13 protein-coding genes are annotated in these 16001 nt (G+C 68.9%); 11 read left to right on the top strand and 2 right to left on the bottom strand.

Annotated features, from left to right (window positions below; all coding sequences use genetic code 11):
• Nucleotides 1-4: 4 nt before the first annotated feature.
• Nucleotides 5-1012, bottom strand: coding sequence for a hydroxyacid dehydrogenase (locus O1R50_RS17660; protein WP_270111463.1), 1008 nt, complete (start codon nucleotides 1010-1012; stop codon nucleotides 5-7).
• 280 nt (nucleotides 1013-1292) lie between these two features.
• Here O1R50_RS17660 and O1R50_RS17665 point away from each other — a divergent pair, with 280 nt between their 5' ends.
• The 5 genes from O1R50_RS17665 (at nucleotide 1293) to O1R50_RS17685 (ending at nucleotide 5690) form a co-directional block, all read left to right on the top strand.
• A complete protein-coding gene (locus tag O1R50_RS17665; protein WP_270111464.1) occupies nucleotides 1293-2642 on the top strand; it encodes an ABC transporter substrate-binding protein in 1350 nt (449 codons plus the stop codon).
• A 59-nt stretch (nucleotides 2643-2701) separates the two neighbouring features.
• Nucleotides 2702-3661: a carbohydrate ABC transporter permease gene (locus tag O1R50_RS17670; RefSeq protein ID WP_270111465.1), complete on the top strand. Its 960-nt coding sequence runs from the start codon at nucleotides 2702-2704 to the stop codon at nucleotides 3659-3661.
• Nucleotides 3658-4518, top strand: coding sequence for a carbohydrate ABC transporter permease (locus tag O1R50_RS17675; protein WP_270111466.1), 861 nt, complete (start codon nucleotides 3658-3660; stop codon nucleotides 4516-4518). Before O1R50_RS17670 ends, O1R50_RS17675 begins: the two co-directional genes overlap by 4 nt.
• Nucleotides 4515-5216: a hypothetical protein gene (locus tag O1R50_RS17680; protein ID WP_270111467.1), complete on the top strand. Its 702-nt coding sequence runs from the start codon at nucleotides 4515-4517 to the stop codon at nucleotides 5214-5216. The genes O1R50_RS17675 and O1R50_RS17680 overlap by 4 nt, the downstream gene beginning before the upstream one ends.
• Nucleotides 5217-5279: 63 nt before the next feature.
• Entirely contained in the window at nucleotides 5280-5690 is a 411-nt protein-coding gene (locus O1R50_RS17685) for a cupin domain-containing protein (protein ID WP_270111468.1), read from the top strand.
• 6 nt (nucleotides 5691-5696) lie between these two features.
• On the opposite strand, the gene O1R50_RS17690 is transcribed toward O1R50_RS17685, so the two are convergent.
• Nucleotides 5697-6758 carry an LLM class flavin-dependent oxidoreductase gene (locus O1R50_RS17690; protein WP_270111469.1) on the bottom strand — a complete coding sequence of 354 codons (1062 nt, stop codon included), beginning with the start codon at nucleotides 6756-6758 and terminating at the stop codon, nucleotides 5697-5699.
• A 249-nt stretch (nucleotides 6759-7007) separates the two neighbouring features.
• Here O1R50_RS17690 and O1R50_RS17695 point away from each other — a divergent pair, with 249 nt between their 5' ends.
• The 6 genes from O1R50_RS17695 to O1R50_RS17720 all read left to right on the top strand — a co-directional run bounded on the left by O1R50_RS17695 (nucleotide 7008) and on the right by O1R50_RS17720 (nucleotide 15913).
• A complete protein-coding gene (locus O1R50_RS17695) occupies nucleotides 7008-7931 on the top strand; it encodes a carbohydrate ABC transporter permease (RefSeq protein WP_270111470.1) in 924 nt (307 codons plus the stop codon).
• Nucleotides 7932-7941: 10 nt separating this feature from the next.
• Entirely contained in the window at nucleotides 7942-8757 is an 816-nt protein-coding gene (locus O1R50_RS17700; protein WP_270111471.1) for a carbohydrate ABC transporter permease, read from the top strand.
• A gap of 35 nt (nucleotides 8758-8792) precedes the next feature.
• On the top strand, nucleotides 8793-10115 hold the full coding sequence (locus tag O1R50_RS17705) for an ABC transporter substrate-binding protein (RefSeq protein WP_270111472.1): 1323 nt from the start codon (nucleotides 8793-8795) through the stop codon (nucleotides 10113-10115).
• A 30-nt stretch (nucleotides 10116-10145) separates the two neighbouring features.
• Entirely contained in the window at nucleotides 10146-11165 is a 1020-nt protein-coding gene (locus O1R50_RS17710; protein ID WP_270111473.1) for a LacI family DNA-binding transcriptional regulator, read from the top strand.
• A 20-nt stretch (nucleotides 11166-11185) separates the two neighbouring features.
• A complete protein-coding gene (locus O1R50_RS17715; RefSeq protein WP_270111474.1) occupies nucleotides 11186-13741 on the top strand; it encodes a carbohydrate-binding protein in 2556 nt (851 codons plus the stop codon).
• A gap of 96 nt (nucleotides 13742-13837) precedes the next feature.
• Nucleotides 13838-15913, top strand: coding sequence for an alpha-galactosidase (locus O1R50_RS17720; RefSeq protein WP_270111475.1), 2076 nt, complete (start codon nucleotides 13838-13840; stop codon nucleotides 15911-15913).
• Nucleotides 15914-16001 lie beyond the last annotated feature (88 nt).

Genomic DNA, 16001 nt, shown 5'->3' on the forward strand with positions numbered 1-16001 from the left:
GGGGTCACGCCCGCCTCCCGAGGAGTTCGGGGTCCACGCGATGTGCCAGCGGCAGCCCGGCCGCGAGGCGCTCGGCTTCCTCCACCATGAACAATCCCATACGCGCGAGTTCGTTCCCTTGTGAGCCCGCCACGTGCGGGGTCATGAAGACGTTCGGCAGGTCGAACAGCGCGGAGTCGTGCGGCGGCGGTTCGGGGTGGGTGACGTCGAGGACGGCCGCGAGGCGGCCGGTGCGCAGCTCGGCGACGAGCGCGTCAGTGTCGACGAGGCGGCCGCGCGAGGTGTTGACGAGAACGGTGCCGTCCTTCATCGCGGCGAGGCGTTCGGCGTTGATGAGGTGGCGGGTCTCGGGCAGGTCGGGGGCGTGGACGCTGACGACGGCGGCCTGCGAGACGAGGTGGTCGAGGTCGACCAGCTCGACGCCGAGTTCGGCGGCTTCGTGCTCGCTCACGTAGGGGTCGGCGAGCAGCACTTCGAAGTCGAAGGGCCGCAGCAGTTCGATGACCCGCCGCCCGATCGCCGAGGCCCCGATGAGGCCGACGCGGACGCCGAAGTTGCCGACCTCGGGGTGGATGTAGCCGAGCTCGAAGGACCGCTCGCTGCGGAACCGCTCGCGGAGGTTGAAGATCCCCTTGCCCGCCATGAGGATCGCGCCGAGGGTGTATTCGGCGACCGGCAGCGCGTTCGCGCCCGCGGCCGACGTGACCTCGATGCCGCGCGCCCAGACCTCCGCGCTGACATGGCCCTTGACCGAGCCGGCCGCGTGCAGCACCGCCCGCAGCCTCGGGGCGCGGTCCAGGACCGCCGCGTCGAGCGCCGGTGCGCCCCAGCCGGAGACGATCACCTCGACGTTCGCGAGGGCCTCGTCCGAGCCGGGGCCGTCGAAGCGCTCGACCACGGTTCCGGGGTCGATGTCGAGCACGGCGCCGAGCCGGCGCATGAGCGGCTCGGGGAAGAGCTGCGGCGTGAACACCGGGTCCATCGCGAACAGCGTCTTGGGGAGATCGGCCACGAGAAGGGTCCTCCGAACGGTTCCTATAGAAATCGATTTCTACTGTAAAGGACCCCGATGGTTTTGTCGAGGTAGTAGGAGGCTGCGTTGCGAACTCTGGGAAATGTGCCGTTCACCTGCTCATTCGCTGCCAGTTGCAACTGTCTCGACCTCAGCGTGTAACGATTCGGCAAACTCGGCTTGCGCTCGTGACAGCGCTCACCTAGTCTCACAGAATCCGGTTTCTATCCCCGGTCCCTGAAAACTGCGAGCCCACTCGCGCACCCCTGAAGGAGAACCCATGAGCACTGGGACGGAGCGCTCCGGCGTCAACCTCTCGCGTCGCACGGTCGTCAAGGCCGGAGCGGCGGCCGCGGTCGCCGCACCGGCGCTCGCCGCGTGCGGCCCCTCGGCCGGAGGCGACGGCGGCGGCAAGACCCTGATCCGGTTCCTCTACGCCACTGGCGACGCCACCTGGAACGAGGTCGTCGCCGCCGTCACCGAGGCGTTCAACGCCCAGAGCGACAACGTGGTGGTCGAGCCCGAGCCCCTGCCCGCCGGCACCGACTACGCGACCGCCCTGAAGACCGTCGACGCCACCGGCAACTGGCCGGCCCTGGTCGACATGCGCGACACCGTGACCTACATGGAGGCCGGGAAGATCGCGCCGATCCCCGAGAGCGTCACCGCCCTGCTCAGCGACGAGGTGTACGCGCCTTCCGAGGACGGCTCCGTCTACATCGTCCCGAGCACCGCCCTGAACGGCGAGATCGGGTTCAACATCGTCTACGACAAGGACTACTTCGAGGCGAACGGCCTCACCGTGCCGACCACCTACGCCGAGTTCATCGCCCTCCTGGACGCGATCAAGGCCAACGGGGACGTCCCGCTCGCCATGGCCGCCGCCGAGATCTGGCCCTCGGACCAGATCTGGAAGCCGCTGGCCGCGCCGACGTTCGCGCAGTTCAGCGAGGGCGGCGGCTTCTGGAACACCGTGGAGGCCGGGGAGGCGACCATTGCGGACCTGCGCGAGCCCATGGAGCGCTTGAAGACCATCACGGACAACTACGCCCTCGACGGTTGGCAGTCCACTCAGGACGCGCAGACCTCGACGCTCCTTGTCAACGGCCAGGCGGTCATGGCGACCTCCTCCGCCGGGCTCGGGCGGCTCAACGACATCGCCAAGGTCGACCCGGACTACAACGCGGGGCTCTTCGTGATCCCCGCCGACGACGGCACCATCAACGTGCTCAAGAACTCCGTCAACGGCGACACCGCCTCCGGCATCGCGATCTCCAAGCAGGCCGAGGAGGACGGCGCCCAGTACGAGGCCGCCGTCGAGTTCCTCGAGTACTACTACTCCGTCGAGGCCTGCAACCTCATGGAGGCCACCGGTGTCGTCTCCCCGAACATCAAGAACGCCGCCGAGGTCAAGCGCAACGACTCGATCCCCGGCGCCGCCGACTACTTCGGACTGCTGGAGAACCCGAAGCTCGCCTGGTACGAGAACGAGCCGACCAACCCCAACCACAGCACGTTCCAGACCTTCTTCCGCCAGAGCCGGATCGAGATGATGGACGACCAGATCACCATCGACGAGCTCATCGAGAAGTCGCAGAGCGAATTCGAGAAGAACATGGCCGAGGGCTAGCCGCGCCACCGGCGGCGCCCACCCCGGGGCGCCGCCCGAACCGTCAGAGAGGACGACCAGTGACCGACCAGCAAGTGCTCGTCAAGGCGCTTCCGGCCGAGCCCCCGCCCGCCGCCCTGCCCGCTCCGGGCCGCCGCCGGCGCTTCGACCGGCAGCGGGTCGCGATGCTCCTGTTCATCGCTCCCGCGGCGATCCTGTACGCGCTCATGATGATCGTGCCCTCGCTGCAGTCGATCCAGCTGAGCCTCACGAACTGGGACGGCATCAGCCCCACCTTCGAGTACGTGGGCCTGCGCAACTACGAGGACATCCTGACCGCCGACCGGTTCTGGAACGCCGTCAGGAACACCCTGGTCCTCGGCCTCGGCTCGGCGCTGATCGTCAACCTGATCGCCCTCGCGGTGGCGATGATGCTCGACAAGCTGCACCACGCCCAGGGGTTCTTCCGCACCATCGTGTACCTCCCCGCCCTGGTCAGCGGTTTCATCGCCGCCACCATCTGGAAGTACGTGCTCAACTTCAACTTCGGCGCCGTCAACGCCACCCTCAAGAGCCTCGGACTCGACGCGCAGACCCGCGACTGGCTCGGCGATCACGACATCGTGATCGGCGTGCTGCTGTTCATCATCTGCTTCACCTTGGGCGGCAACACGACCCTCATCTACCTCGCGAACCTCCAGTCGGTGCCGCAGGAGCTCGTCGAAGCCGCCCGCATCGACGGCGCCTCGCGCGCCCAGGTGTTCCGCTACGTCACCTGGCCGATGCTCGCCGGGGCCGTCACCGTCAACATGACCCTGATGATGATCGCCGGGTGGACGATCTTCGACCAGGTCATGGTGCTCACCCTCGGCGGGCCTGGGTTCGTCAGCGAGACCATGGCGTTCTTCATCTACAAGGTCGGCTTCGGCGAGTACCGCGCCGGGTACGGCAGCGCGGCCGCCGTCGTCCTGTTCATCGTGGTCATGGCGACCACGGTGATCGCCAACCGCTACATGCGCAGCAGGGAGATCCAAGCGTGACCAACGTGTCGTCCAAGCGCGCCAAGGAGCGCCGCCGCCTCACCCCCGGCGAGGTGGTCGTCATGGCCGTGCTCTCGATCCTCGTGCTCGCCGTCTCCTTCCCGGTGCTGTACGCGCTCCTCAACTCCTTCCGCGGTTACGCGGACATCACCAAGGACCCCATGGGACTGCCGACCTCGCTCGACTTCGGCAACTACGTGACGCTCTTCCAGACCACCGAATACGGCGAGGCGCTGCTCAACACGCTCATCATCACGGTCGGGACGCTCGCCATCCTGATGGCCCTGGTCCCCATGGCCGCGTACGGGATCGAGCGGGTCGGCGGCCGCACCGGCCGGTGGATCTACCTGCTGTTCATCGCCGGGCTCATGATCCCGTTCCAAGTGCGGATGATCCCGCTCGTGACCTCCATGAACGAGATCGGCCTCTACAGCACCCTCACCAGCGTCATGCTCGTCCACTTCGGCGGGTCCGCCGCGTTCGGCGTGCTGCTCTACTGCAGCTTCATCAAGGGCGTGCCGCGCGAGATCGAGGAGGCCGCGAACATGGACGGCGCGGGACGCCTGCGCACCTTCTGGTCCATCGTGTTCCCGATGCTCCTGCCCGTGACCTCCGCGTTCGTCATCATCCAGGCGCTCGGACTCTGGAACGACTTCTTCATCCCGCTGGTGTTCCTCGACGCCTCCTCGGCCGGGACGATCAACGTGGCGCTCAGCCGCATGTCCGGTCTCATGGCCTCCCAGTGGGAGCTCATCTACACCGGCGCGATCGTCGCCACCGTGCCCTCGGTGCTCCTCTTCGCCGCGTTCCAGCGCTACTTCATCAAGGGCATGTCGATCGGGGCGGTGAAGGGATGAGCGCCACGGGGGCCACGCGGGGACTGCTCGCCTACGACGGGCGGCTCTCCCGCGTCCTGCTCGCGGTCTTCCAGTACTTCGCGGTCTCGGCGCTGTTCCTGCTCACCGCGCTGCCCGCGATCATCGTCGACCAGGCTTCCGGCCGCGTCTCCCACGCGGGGATCTGGCTCGGCGTGCTCGCCGCGCTCCCGATCGGACCGGGCGCGTACGCGGTCCTCGCCGGGATGCGCGGCTTCCTCATCGAGGGCGGCTACCAAGGCCGGGTCTTCCGGCGGTTCTGGCGGGACTTCGCGACCGGCGCGGTGCGCCTGCGCTGGCTGTGGGCGGGCGTCGCACTGATCGCATTGCCGCTGGGGTACAACGCGGCGCTGTACGGAGGGAGCGACGTCCCGTTCCTCGCCGTCATGGCCGGGGGAGCACTGGTCGCGGTATCGGCGGTCGCCGTCTGCAGCGCTTCGCTGCAAGGCGCCGAGGGGACCCCACTCGAAATCCTCACCCTCGCCCTCCACGCCGCGGCGGCCCGCCCGCTGGCCCCGCTCGCGCATCTCGCCGTGCTCGTGATCGCCTTGGCCGCAACGCAACTGCCGGTCTTCGGCGCGAATCTCGTGCTGTTCCTCCCGGCCCTCGCGGCCTGGGCGGTCCTCACCGTCAACCGACTGAGCGGCTTCGACCGCAAGGCCGCGGCGCTGCGCCGGTGACCGCGCGCGCCGCGCCGGGTTCGCTATGGTGCAGGTTCCGGCCGCTCGAAGTAGGTGGAGCCCATGTCCGTTCCGGATTCGTTCGAACCGCATCTGCGCGGGAAGACCCTCGCGCCGCCCGGCGCCGACCTGGTGCTCGCCGAGTGGGAGGCCGACGGCGTTCCCGACGGTTCGCGCCAATACCAGGCGCCGCTGCACCGCCACGGCGACGACGAGGCGTGGTACGTGCTCGAAGGGATGCTCGCCGTGCGCATCGGCGACGATGAGGTCGAAGTGCCCGCGGGCGGTGCCGCGATCGTTCCCGGCGGGACCGCCCACACGTTCTGGAACCCGCGGCCGGAACCGGCCCGCTACCTGCTCGTCATGGGCGCCAAGACGAATGCGCTGATCAACGCGATCCACGCCGCGACCGACCGCGGTCCTGACGCGATGCGGCGGCTCTTCGAGCAGCACGACGCGGAACTGCTCGAATAGCCGCGTTCAGTCGCGCAGGAGCGGCAGGAGCTGGTCGCCTTGGCGCTTGATCTCGGGCAGGTACGGGGTGTCGGAGAGGACGAAGTGGCTGACGCCGAGCGCTTCGTACTTGCGCAGCGACGCGGCCACGTCCTCGGCCGATCCGACCAGCCAGGTGGTGCCCGCGCCGCCGCCGCCCACCCTGCCGGGCGCCGTGTAGAGGTTGTCGTCGAGCACGTCGCCGCGCGCGGCCAGGTCGAGCAGGCGCCGCTGGCCGGTGGCCTTCCGCCAGTCGTGGTCGGGCGCCGCCTTGTCGGCGTTCGCCATCCGCTCCACTCTGGCTTCGGCGTCGGCCCAGGCCTGCTCGGTGGTGTCGCGGATGAGCGTGGTGACGCGCAGGCCGAATTCGAGCGGGGCGTGCTCGCGGCCGAGCTCCGCGCTGAGCTGCTTGAGCCGGTCGATGCGCTCGGCGACCCCGTCGAGCGGCTCGCCCCAGAACAGCTGCACGTCCGCCTCTGCGGCCGCGACCCGCTCGGCGGCCGCAGAGGCGCCGCCGAAGTAGAGGCGCGGATGGCGGCGTTCGCCGTTCGCGACCGGTTTCAGCTCGAGGCTCGAATCCGTGACGCTGAAGTGCTCGCCGTGGTAGGTGACGTGGTCTTCGGTCCACAGCCGCCGCACGATCTGGAGGAACTCCTTCGTGCGCGCATAGCGGTCCGCCTGCGCGCCTTCGGCATCGCCGTAGGCTTCGAGACCGTCCTGGCCCGACACGATGTTGACGAGCACGCGGCCGCGGGTGAGGTGGTCGAGGGTGGCGGCCGCCGAGGCGAAGTTGGCCGGCCGCCAGTATCCGGGCCGGATCGCGATGAGCGGTTTGAAGGTGGTGGTCCGCGCGGCCAGCGCCGTGGCGACGGTGAAGGTGTCGGGCCTGCCCCAGCTGGTGCCGAGAAGCGCGCCGCCCCAGCCGTGCGCTTCAAGGGCTTCGGCTTGGGCGGTGAGCGTCTCGAGGCTGTTGTGGCCTTCGACGACGTCGTCGCCGCGGTGCCCGGGGCGGGCCTGGTTGGGGATGTACCAGAGGTGTTCGCTGCTCACAGGGTGCTCCGCATCAAATGATCTACATATCCTATCGATATAGTATAGTTAGATCCGGCTCGTCCACGACGAACGCACCCCGGGGCGGAACTCGCAGCCCGGCCCGGGGTCCTCCCGCGGTCGTCCGTGCGCCGCAGGGCTGTGAGCGCTCACGGATTCTCCGGTAAAATCAATCGAGATATTGACGTGTATCAACCGTGAGCGCTAACATTTCCTGGCATCCGCCCCCTACGCGACTGGCCAGGTGCCATGCCAACACTGCCCGACTCCGCTCCACGACCGCGCACCCGGCAGCGCCCGAGGCCGCACGCGACCCTCGAGGCCTACGCGATGCTCGCCCCGAGCATCCTCGGCTTCGCCGTCTTCCTCATCGCACCCATCGTGATCGTCGTCCTCCTGAGCTTCTACGACTGGAACCTGCTGTCCGACCCCGAGTTCATCGGCCTCGAGAACTACCGCGAGCTGGCGGGGGACGAGCGGGCGCTCCAGTCGATCGGCAACACGTTCTACTACGTGCTCCTCAACATCCCCGCCCAGACCGTCCTGGCCCTGCTGCTGGCGCTGGCGCTCAACGCGAAGATCAAGGCCCGCAACGCCTTCCGCGTGATCTACGTGCTGCCGTGGATGGCGATGCCGGTGGCGCTCGGCGTGATCTGGCGCTGGGTCTTCGACCCGCAGTTCGGTGCCCTGAACCGCTTCCTCGACCTGTTCGGGATCGACGGCGCGGCCTGGCTGACCGACTCGACCTGGGCCATGCCGGTGATCGCCTCGGTGAACGTCTGGCAGTACACCGGGTACACGATGCTGTTCTTCCTCGCAGGGCTGCAAGCGATCCCAGCCCAGCTCTACGAAGCGGCCGATGTGGACGGCGCATCGCCGCTGCACCGGTTCTTCACGATCACGCTGCCGCTGCTGCGCCCGGCGATGCTGTTCGTGCTCATCACCAGCGTGATCGGCTCGTTCCAGGTCTTCGACACCATCCACGTGATGACCGCGGGCGGCCCCGCCGGGTCCACCGCGACGCTGAACTACCAGATCTACCTGGAGTCGTTCACGCAGCGCAACGCCGGATACGCGTCGATGCTCGCGGTGGTCCTCTTCGCGATCATCGCGCTCATCACCCTGGCGCAGGCCGCGTTCTTCCGCAAACGCACCACCTACGACTTCAGTTAGGGCCCAACGCATGAAGAAGATCCCGCTCTACCTGGTGCTGGTCCTCGGCGCACTGATCTCGGTGGGCCCGTACCTGATGACGCTCAACGGCGCCTTCAAGTCCAAACAGGAGATCCTGACCTCCGAACCCTGGGCGCTTCCGGTGAACCCGGTGTTCTCGAACTTCTCCGAGGTGTGGAGCCGCTACGACTTCGCCACGTTCGTGGTGAACTCGGTGATCGTGGCCGTGGCGGTCACGATCGGGCAGCTCGTGTTCTCCACGCTCGCCGCGTACGCGTTCGCGCGGCTCGACTTCCCCGGCCGCGACCAGCTGTTCTGGGCCTACATCGCGACCCTGATGGTGCCCCAGATCGTGACCCTCGTGCCCACCTTCATCATCGTGCGCGAGCTCGGCCTGGTCGACACCCACATCGGACTGATCCTGCCGTTCGTGTTCGGCTTCCTGATGCCCTACGGGGTGTTCCTGGTGCGCCAGTACTTCAAGACCATCCCCGAATCGATCGAGCACGCCGCCCGCATCGACGGGGCCGGGACGTTCACGATCCTGTGGCGCGTCATGGTCCCCATGGCCAAGCCGATCCTCGGCACCCTCGCGATCATTAGCTTCGTCAACACCTGGAACAACCTCCTGTGGCCGCTCATCATCACCCACTCGGAGTCCACCAGGGTCATCACGCGCGGCATCGCCCAGATGCAGTCCCAGTTCAACCAGGAGTACCACCTCATCCTGGCCGCCTCCACCATGGCGCTCCTCCCGCTGGTCGCCGTCTTCCTGGCATTCCAGCGCCACATCGTCCGCTCCATCGCCCTCAGCGGCATGAAGTGACGCCCGAACCTCTCAACGACGAAAGGCAAAACGGCATGAACAAGACGCGCACGGCGGCCCTCGCCGCCCTCGCGCTCGCCCTCCCCGCCGGACTCGCCGCCTGCGGCGGCGACGACGACGGCCCGGTGACGCTGCGATACGCCTTCTGGGACGACAACCAGCGGCCCGCGCTGGAGGCCATGATCAAGGCCTTCAACGAGGAGCACCCCGACATCGAAGTGGAACTCGAGCAGAACCCCTGGGAGGACTACTGGGCCGGGCTCGACAGCCAGTTCGCGGCCGAAGAAGCCCCCGACGTGTTCTGGAACCACGTCTCGCGCTTCCCGACCTACGCCTCGAACGGCGTCCTCCTGCCGATCACCGACGACATCGAGGCCGACGGCGTCGACCCCTCGATCTACCCCGAGAACCTCTACAACTCCTGGCAGTACGAGGACGAGCAGTACGGCCTCCCGAAGGACTGGGACTCCATCGCCCTCGTCTACCGCCTCGACGCGCTCGAAGCCGCCGGGATCGACCCGGCCACCGTGAACGACCTCGAATGGAACCCCGTCGACGGCGGCACCTATGTGGAGTTCCTCCGGAAGCTCACGGTCGACGGCAACGGCAACAACGCGTTGAGCCCCGACTTCGACCCCGAGAACGTGGTCCAGTACGGGACAGCGATGTCCTCCAACACCGGCCAGACCGACTGGTGGAACTACGCGGTCCAGAACGGCTGCTCCCTCCAGACCGAACCCTGGGGCGACTACGCCATCGACGCCCCCGAATGCGTCGAGGCCATCCAGTTCACCGCCGACCTCTACAACAAGTGGCACGTGGCCGTCCCCGCCGAATCCACCAACCAGCCCAACGGCGGCGTCCCCGGCGACTACGTCGTCCCCGGCCAGGCCGCGACCACCCTCGACGGGTCCTGGATGCTCAGCTTCTACCGCGACGGTCTCGAACCCGGCTCGTGGGCGGTCGCCGACAACCCGTCCGGCCCCGTCGGATCCGGCACCGTCATCAACGGCCTCTCCAACGCGATCTACGCGGGCACCGAGCACCCCGACGAGGCCTGGGAACTGGTCAAGTTCCTCGGCTCCGAGGAGGCCCAGTCCATCGCCACCGGCATGGGCTCGGTCTGGCCCGGCATCAGCTCCCTCAACCAGGGCTTCGCCGACTACTGGGCCGGCGAGGGCATCGACGTGACGGGCTTCCAGACCGCCGCCGAAGGCACCACCACCGGCTACCCGCTCTCGATGAACGACGCCGCCTTCGGTACCGCCGCAATGGACGAGTTCAATCAGGTCTGGCTGGGGCAGAAGGACGCCCAGGCGGCGGCCGAGGCTGTCGTCGCCATAGCCAACGCCGAATAGCCGCACCCGAACCGAAAGGCAACCGACAGCATGAGCGCCGCCGGACCCAAACCTGTGAGCATCTTCGACGTGGCCAAGCAGGCGGGGGTGTCGCACCAGACCGTCTCGCGCGTCATCAACGACGCCCCGATGGTCGCCGACACCACCAGGGCCAGGGTCAAAGCCGCGATCGCCGACCTGGGCTACCGGCCCAACCGGTCGGCCCGCACGCTCGCCGGCGGCGCCGTGCGGTCGGTCACCGTCTTCACCTTCGACACCTCCCTGTACGGCACGGCCGAGACGCTGCGCGGCATCGAGGACGCCGCCAGCGCCGCCGGTTTCACCGTGCTCATCTCCGTGCTCGATCCCGAGCAGACCTACACCGACGGCGACATCCTCGGCCGCCTCTCCCACGACGGCGCCCCCGCGATCGTCATAGCCCACGACGAGACCACCACCCAGGCCCGGCGCATCCTCAGAAAGGCCCAGCCGGGCGCGGTGGTCGCCACGGGCGACGACCAGTTGAGCCGCGAACCCGGTGCCGCCGACTGGCTCGTCCCGCTCGACGACCGCGTCGTCGCGAAGCGGGCGACCAGGTACCTGCTGTCCATGGGGCATCGGACCGTGCACTACCTCGCCATGCCGGGGAAGGCGCGACGCCAGGACGGTTGGGCGGAGGCGCTGGCGGAGGTGGGGATCGAACCGCCCGAAGTGGTCCAGTCGGGCTGGACGATCGGGTCGGCGGCCGAGGCCGCCGCCGAGCTCGTCGCCGACCCCGGGGTCACCGCGATCATGTGCGGCAACGACGACCTCGCCTTCGGCGTCCTCCACGCCGCCCACCGCGCCGGGCGCAGCATCCCCGGCGACCTCAGCGTCATCGGCTGCGACGACAGCCCGATGGCCGCCTACCACGTCCCCGGTCTGACCACTGTCGACCTCGATTTCCGCGGCGTCGGCCGCAGCGCCTTCGAACTCCTGCGACACAAGCTCGAAGGCGGCCCCGATCCCCGTCCTTCCTGGCGGTCACCCGAACTCGTCGTACGGGAGACCTCCGGACCCCCGCGTCAATGACGACAACTGAAAGGGCTGCAATGCATCCACTCCTCCGCAGAGGCCTGGCGGCCACCGCCGTGACCGGCCTCCTCACCGGTCTCGCGGCCGCACCCGCCCAAGGCCAGGACACCCCCGTCCTCACCGTCGACTTCGGACAGCTCACCGGAGCCCCGAACCACGGCGCCGTCGGCTCCCTCTACGGCATCTCCGAGGCGGGCGTGCCCGGCGACAACCTCCTCGACCCCCTCCACATGTCCTCGATGGCCCCCAAGCCGACCGGCGGCACCCAGCACCCCAACGGCGACGCGAACGACGTCCTCGCCGCGCTCGCCGAGCACGACGGCGGCGACGCCTTCGTCAACCTCCAGGACTGGTACCCCGACTGGCCCTATAAGAACCCCGGCATCGACGCCTACCTCGACGAACTCGAGGAGGAGGTCGTGCCGACCATGGAGGCCTCCGAGCACGCCGACCGGCTCGTCTACGTGCCCTTCAACGAACCGAACTGGATCTGGTACTCGCGCGGCGCCGACTACGACGGCGCCACCGCCCGCTTCTTCCACGACTGGGACCTCGCCTACGAGCGCCTGCGCGAGATCGCGCCGGACACGCCCATCGCAGGGCCCAACGAATCCCACTACGACGCCCGCTTCATGCGCGACTTCATGGAGCACGTCGTCGAGGCCGGCACCGTCCCCGACGTCATCACCTGGCACGAGCTCTCCCCGGACTCGCTGCGCTACTACGCGAACAACGAGGCGAACTACCGGGCGCTCGAAGCCGAACTCGGCATCGAACCGCGCCAGATCAACATCAACGAGTACGGCAACAACCGCGACTTCGGGATGCCCGGCCAGATGGTGCAATGGGCCGCGATGTTCGAGGACACCGACGCGCTCGCCGACATGGCCTACTGGACCGCCGCGGGCGGCCTCTCCGGCAACGCCCCGCAGACCAACGTCCCCAACGGCGGCTGGTGGTTCCTCAAGACCTACTCGCAGATGACCGGCCAGACCGCGCTGGTCACCCCGCCGCAGGACAACGCGATCGACACCCTCCAGGGCATCGCCACCTACGACGAGTCGAAGGACCAGGCGCAGATCCTCCTCGGCGGCGGCTCCGGCGACTTCACCGTCGATCTCACCGGCCTCGCATTGGGCCGCAAGGTCACCGCCACCGTCCACGAGATCGCCTGGACCGGCAACGAGGGCTCCTCGGCCGCGCCGCAGGCCATCGACCAGATCGCCCTGCGCCCCACCAAGAACGGCGCGGCGAGCATCGCCCTCGAGGGCCTCGACCCCATGTCCGCCTACTGGATCACCCTCACCCCTGGCACCGGCACCGCCGACCACATCGAGGTCCCCTGGACGGGCACCTGGGAGGCCGAGAACGCGGCGATCACCGCGGGCACCGTCTACAACGAAGGCAGCGCCTCCAACCCGTTCGGCTTCCCCGCCTCCGGCGGCAAGAGCGTCGGCTCGCTGGCACAGGCGGACAGCCGCGTCGAGTTCACTGTGGACGTGCCTGAGGCTGGCGCGTACGACCTCACCGTCACCTACGGCAACACCTACGGCCGCAACCTCGCCGAAGGTGCCTCGCCGACCGAGCAGTTCCTCAATGTCAACGGCGGCGACGCCGCCACCGTCACCTATCCCTCGACCATGCAGTGGGGCTCGCGCGGCCAGGTCACGGTCCAGGTCGAACTCGAAGCCGGCCGGAACACCCTCGCACTCGCCAAGAGCGACACCGAAGCCGGAACCGCATACGGCGAAGCCGGAATCGACAAGATCGACCTCACGCAGTCCGTAGTGGACACCCACACCTACTCGGCAGTCCTCGCCCGCACCGAAGGCGACGCCGAGTACGAATACGGCCGCGATGAAGGCGTCACCGTGAACGGCGAGGAGCAGGTCGTCTTCGACGTCTACGCCCCGGCCGACGGCTACTACGAGGTCGCCGCCGACGCCGACGGCAAGGGCGGGCTCACCGTCCTCGGCCCGCACGGCGAGGGCATCGCCTTCGAACTCGAGGACGAGCAGACCCTCGCCCTCCACGAAGGCGTCAACCGGATCGCCCTGAGCGCCGCCGGGCGAGGCGGACTCCACGTCCGCGACCTCACCGTCACCGGCGACGGCGGCGACGAGGGCTTCACCCAGATCGCGGCCGCCGACGTCGAACTCGCCGGTACCGCCGCGCTCACCGAGAACCCCTGGACCACCGGCGGCCAGGCCGTCACCGGCGTCGGCGGCGGCGAAGGCAACACCGCCACCCTCACCGTCGAAGCCGACGAGGCCGGGCCGCACCTGCTGCTCGTCCACTACGCCAACGACGAGCGCACCGGCGGCCACGCCTACAACACCAACATCATCTCCCGCTACGCCGAGTTCACCGTCAACGGCGAAGCCGTCACCACCGTGCCCATGCGCGGCACCTGGAGCTGGAACGACTTCTGGTCCTACCCGCTCATCGTCGACCTCGAACCCGGCACCAACACCATCGAGATCGGCAACCCCGGCGTGTACACCGAGATCGGCGACCGCGAAGGCCGCACCGCCGACTTCGACCACTTCGAAATCGCGCCGCTCCTGAACTAGCCCCAGGCGCTCCCGAGAGCCCGCCCCATCCAGTGGGGCGGGCTCTCACCACGACCGGCACCACCACCGAACACCTGAACCTCTGAAAGGACGTCCATGCCAGCGCATGAACCCCGCCTCTGGACCATCGACACGCCGAACACGAGCTACGTCGTGGCCGTGGACGAACACGACCGGCTCCGCGGCCTCCACTGGGGACCCAGGCTGAGCCCCGAACAGGCGCTGGCCCTCCTCGACCTGCCGGAATCCCCGTTCCGGCCCGTCATCGGCCGCGAGCCCCGCTTCGACCTCGGCGCCGCGTCGTCATTCCAGTACGGCCACAACGGCCTCCAGGTCCGCTTCAGCGACGGCACGCGCGACCTCGAACTCGCCTTCACCGAGGCGATCGAGGGCGACGGCGACCTGACCTTCGTCTTCACCGACCGGCACTATCCGCTCGAAGTGCGCACCCGCTACCGCAGCCACCCCGGCTCCGACGTCATCGAACGAACACTCGCCTTGCGCAACACCGGGACCGAGCCGATCGAGGTCGTCCGCGCCGACTCGGCGAGCTGGGTCGTACCCGGACTCGACACCCCGCGCCTGAGCCAGCTCCACGGCGAGTGGGGCGCCGAAACGCAGCTCACCCGCACCACGATCCCGTACGGCGAGACCGTGATCGGCTCCCGGCGCGGGGTGACGAGCCACCAGGCGAACCCGTGGGTCGCCATCGACGACGGCGAGGCCACCGAGACCTCGGGCCCGGTCTGGTCGACCGCGCTCGCCTGGAGCGGCACCTGGCGCATCACCGTCGAGAAGGGACCTACTGGCAGCGTGGTCGTCTCGGCCGGCTTCGGCCACGACCCGATCGCGATCCGCCTCGGCGGCGGCGAGACGCTTGAGACCCCGATCGCCGCCGGGCTGCACACCGAAGGCGGCTTCGCCTCGGCCGCAGGCGCTTGGCACGAATACGCGCTGGCCCACGTCCTGCCGCATCCCGAGGAGGTCCGGCCGGTCCTCTACAACTCCTGGGAGGCCACGGAGTTCGACTTCACCGCCGAGGACCAGATGCGTCTGGCCGAACGGGCGGCGGCGATGGGCTGCGAGCTGTTCGTCATGGACGACGGCTGGTTCGGCGCGCGCGTCAACGACCGGGCGGGGCTCGGCGACTGGACCCCGAACCCCGACCGGTTCCCGGACGGACTGGGGCCCTTGATCAAGCACGTCCACGGATGCGGGATGCGGTTCGGGATCTGGGTCGAGCCCGAGATGGTGAACCCCGATTCGGACCTGTACCGGGCCCACCCGGACTGGGTCTACCACCAGCCGCACCGCCGTCGCAGCGAAGTGCGCCAGCAGCTGGTGCTCAACCTGGCCCGCCCCGACGTGGCCGACTACATCCACGCCCGCCTCGACGAGCTGCTGAGCCGGAACGAGATCGACTTCGTCAAGTGGGACATGAACCGGCCCTTCACCGAGGCCGGCTGGCCCGGTTCGGACGACCCGGACCGGCTCTGGTTCGACCACACCCGCAACCTCTACGCGATCCTCGACCGGCTCCGCGCCGATCACCCGAACCTGCGGATCGAGTCGTGCTCCTCCGGCGGCGGCCGGGTCGACTTCGGCATCCTGCGCCGCACCGACCAGGTGTGGACCTCGGACAACACCGATGCGGTGGACCGGATCGCGATCCAGGACGGCTTCGCGCAGGTCTACCCGGCGCGGGTCATGGGCGCGTGGGTCACCGACTCGCCGAACCCGCTGACGCGCAGGGAAGTACCGCTCGACTTCCGCTTCCACGTCGCGATGGCCGGGGTGCTCGCCGTCGGCGGGGACCTGCGGATCTGGAGCGATGAGGACCAGGCGCGCGGCGCCGAGCTGGTGGCCGACTACAAGCGGATCCGCCCTGCCGTGCAGCTGGGCCGCCGCCGCCCGCTGCGGGCCGGGGCCGTGACGGGCGTCCAGTACGACCGGGGCGACCAGACGGTGGTCCTGGTCTGGCGCCGGTCCCGGGCGTTCGCCTACCCGGACCCGCTACTGAAGCTCCAGGGTCTCGACCTTGACGCCCGCTACCGGGACGAGCGCACCGGCCGCGTCCACCACGGCGCGATCCTCGCCGCGCACGGACTCGAACTGGGACTCGACCCGGCCGACTACGCCTCGGCGATGATCGAGCTGACCAGGCTCCCGTAGACGGGGCTGAAGTGGGGGGGGGGGGGGGGGGGGGGGGCGGCGGCCGGGGGGGGGGGGGGGGGGGGGGGGGGGCGAGAGGTGGTTTTAA

The organism is Glycomyces luteolus (assembly GCF_027622875.1).
Taxonomy (GTDB): domain Bacteria; phylum Actinomycetota; class Actinomycetes; order Mycobacteriales; family Micromonosporaceae; genus Glycomyces; species Glycomyces luteolus.

Coding starts and splice junctions, on each gene's coding strand:
- O1R50_RS17720 (WP_270111475.1), top strand. CDS start 13,838: ATGCCAGCGCATGAACCCCGCCTCTGGACCATCGACACGCCGAACACG.
- O1R50_RS17685 (WP_270111468.1), top strand. CDS start 5,280: ATGTCCGTTCCGGATTCGTTCGAACCGCATCTGCGCGGGAAGACCCTC.
- O1R50_RS17700 (WP_270111471.1), top strand. CDS start 7,942: ATGAAGAAGATCCCGCTCTACCTGGTGCTGGTCCTCGGCGCACTGATC.
- O1R50_RS17705 (WP_270111472.1), top strand. CDS start 8,793: ATGAACAAGACGCGCACGGCGGCCCTCGCCGCCCTCGCGCTCGCCCTC.
- O1R50_RS17710 (WP_270111473.1), top strand. CDS start 10,146: ATGAGCGCCGCCGGACCCAAACCTGTGAGCATCTTCGACGTGGCCAAG.
- O1R50_RS17665 (WP_270111464.1), top strand. CDS start 1,293: ATGAGCACTGGGACGGAGCGCTCCGGCGTCAACCTCTCGCGTCGCACG.
- O1R50_RS17680 (WP_270111467.1), top strand. CDS start 4,515: ATGAGCGCCACGGGGGCCACGCGGGGACTGCTCGCCTACGACGGGCGG.
- O1R50_RS17715 (WP_270111474.1), top strand. CDS start 11,186: ATGCATCCACTCCTCCGCAGAGGCCTGGCGGCCACCGCCGTGACCGGC.
- O1R50_RS17695 (WP_270111470.1), top strand. CDS start 7,008: ATGCCAACACTGCCCGACTCCGCTCCACGACCGCGCACCCGGCAGCGC.